The sequence below is a fragment of the Coleofasciculus sp. E1-EBD-02 genome (genome assembly GCF_040218245.1).
Taxonomy (GTDB): Bacteria; Cyanobacteriota; Cyanobacteriia; order Cyanobacteriales; family Coleofasciculaceae; genus Coleofasciculus.
On the sequence record NZ_JAVJQN010000198.1, the window covers coordinates 1 to 2848 of the forward strand.

Genomic DNA, 2848 nt, shown 5'->3' on the forward strand with positions numbered 1-2848 from the left:
ATCAAATAAGTTGCTGGATGTGATGGTGTCTCACTTTAAGGAACATAAATTAATCAAGTCGAGAGGAAAACAGCGTACAGACTCAACCCAGGTGGTGGCGGCTATACGTCAAGTCAATCGTTTAGAATTAGTTGGCGAAACCCTAAGAGCAACACTGAATCAAATAGCTATCCTTGCCCCGGAATGGCTACAAGAAATTATATCAGAAGATTGGTTTGACCGATACAGTGAACGAGTGGAAAATTATCGGTTACCCAAAGAGAAAACCAAACGGGAAGAAATGGCATTGTTAATTGGCAGGGATGGACACCATCTGTTGGAAAGCTTATGGCGTGAAGGTGACACACAAGCCGAAAAGTTGCGTCAAATCGAGAGCGTGGACACATTGAGACGTGTGTGGATTCAACAGTATGTATTTATCGAGGGAAGATTGTTATGGAGGAAAAAAGAAAAAACGGGATTACCTCCCAACTCAATCTCGATTGAATCGCCCTATGACACGGAGGCAAGAAATGGAAAGAAAAGAGAGAAAACTTGGACAGGATATAAAGTTAACTTGACGGAAACTTGTGACCTCGCGACGAGTATGAGTTCCTTAACCTGCGTCGCCAAGAGCAAAAAACTAAAGAATTCAAGAAAAAGTACTCCTGTCGTGCGGGAGTTGAAGGGACAATTTCTCTCTTGTGTGCGGAAATTAGATTTACGACGGACTCGATATTCCGGGCTAGCTAAAACTCATTTACAGCATATTGTTATAGCTTGTGCTATGAATTTATCTCGTTTTTTTGCCCAGTCAAATGGATTGTTAAAAGCGACGACTCGCACAAGTTCATTTGCCCGCCTACGCAGGCAGTACGCTTAATCAATCTTAGCTATTTTGAATAAAGAAATATAGATCAATATAGAAAGAGGAATACAATTTATACGCTTCAAATTGAGGGTTGTTTAGATGCGCCCTACACTGAAGCAGTTTAGTACAAATATACTAAATCCAGCGTTAAGCTTTATGCCGTAATATTTTTAGCGATCATCCCAAAACGTACATATAGCGCTACGCGAAGCGGGAATAGGCAATAGGCAACACCTCGGACTTCGGCGTGAGCGCGGACCCCTGAGCCTGTCGAAGTTCAGTCGAACGCTTCGCTCGGTGTGTTATGGGCTTTCTTTGAAGAAAAACGCTTACCTGACAAGGGATTGAGTTATTTGATTTTTTCTTCATTTGTCCTAACCCTAATGCGTAGTGCTATAAGTAGCCCACGGCTTGGTATTCGCGATCGCAAAACCCCCCCCTTCCTCCAGATTGCCTTTCTCCACAACCCATGCCCGACAAGAATTACTTGCACTTGCCGGAGCGTGCCGTTTTATGCCAGTCCAAAGTCCAGTACTTAGGGAGCTGCGTAAAAATAAAGTACCAGTGAGGAAAGCTGTATTCATCAACTCAGCCAAGCTTGATTGGTATATTATTAAGCCGCAACTCCCTTAGCACTCACTTGAATTGCCCAGAATAGCAATGCTGTAACCGCAAGGGTTTCGGGCTTGTTTATTCAGGGTGATGGGTCTGAACATCATATCATTCCAGGACGCAAGCTGACGGGTTACTCTCAGCGTGAACCATGAATGGACGTGAAGGAATAGAGCAGCGGGGTGAGGGGTCTGACCCCTGATTCGCCAGCAGTATCTGCAAGGGAAGGGGGAGTCTGAAAACCTCTCGCCTTGCAGGAGAGAGGTTTGGAGAGAGGTTTTCCATAACCCGTGAAACGGAAGAAAACAATAGGGGTAGAAAGAAACTCCCCAGACAACTCTAATTACTTAGGATAAAAATCATGTCACAAGCCATCACAATTACCAACCAAGACATCCTGCATCACCTCAAACTCGCCTGTCAGATTCCCACAATTATCGAAGGAATCATCACCCGCAAAATTATTAACTCAGCCGCAACTGAAGCCAGTATCCAGGTTGAAATTGCCGAATTACAACAAGCAGCCGATCAAATGCGGTTCATGAATAAACTGCTCAATGCAGATGACACCTGGGCGTGGCTGCAAAAATTCGCCCTTTCTCTGGATGATTTTGAAGAGATGGTTTACATCAATGTCCTTTCCGGGAAATTAGCCCAGCATTTGTTTGGCGATAAAGTGGAACCCTGGTTTTATGAACATCAATTAGACTATGCAGCAGCGGTAATGTATGAAGTGGTTTTAGATGATGAAGATTTAGCACTAGCGTTGTTTTATGAACTTCAGGAAGCGGAAACCAGTTTTGCGGAGATGGCTCAAGAGTATATTCAGGAGCAAGAATTACGGCGCAAGGGAGGATATTTAGGAGTGGTTAAACGCCAGCAAATGAAACCAGAGATTTCGGCGAAAGTGTTTGCGGCGACGCCAGGGGAGGTGTTGAAGCCAATTGTCACGTCTAAGGGGGTGCATTTGATTAAAGTGGAGGAGATTATTCAGCCGGAGTTGGATGACAAGCTGCGTTATCAGATTCTTTTGGAGTTGTTTGAGGGGTGGTTAAAGCGACAGGTTGAGGAGGTGGAGGTGGTGACGGCTATGGGCGAGTCTTAGGCGTTTTTATTTGGGTGTAATCGGGATAATGTAGGGGCACGACAGTGTCGTGTCCTGATTTCGTAGGTAGAATGTCAGAAGTTAAAAATTACATCTTGCATCAGTCTCACCAACCGCCTTGGGTTAAAACCCAAGGAACCAATAGCGAAAGTCGTCTAAAGACGACTGCATCTCTAGTTTTAGTCCATTTTAATGGACTTTAGCTTTTAGCCAAGCACTTGAGTGCTTGGCGGGTGTTGGGGCTTACTGACAAAGGTGTAAGCTATCAGTTAAAACAGGTT

Annotated in this window: 1 protein-coding gene and 1 pseudogene; both read left to right on the top strand. The window is 44.5% G+C overall.

Annotation, left to right across the window (positions count from 1 at the left end; all coding sequences use genetic code 11):
* Window positions 1–862: pseudogene (locus RIC07_RS30840) on the top strand (hypothetical protein); the annotation flags it as partial.
* Between the two features lie 961 nt (window positions 863–1823).
* Window positions 1824–2567: a peptidylprolyl isomerase gene (locus RIC07_RS30845; protein ID WP_446397847.1), complete on the top strand. Its 744-nt coding sequence runs from the start codon at window positions 1824–1826 to the stop codon at window positions 2565–2567.
* Window positions 2568–2848: the final 281 nt, after the last annotated feature.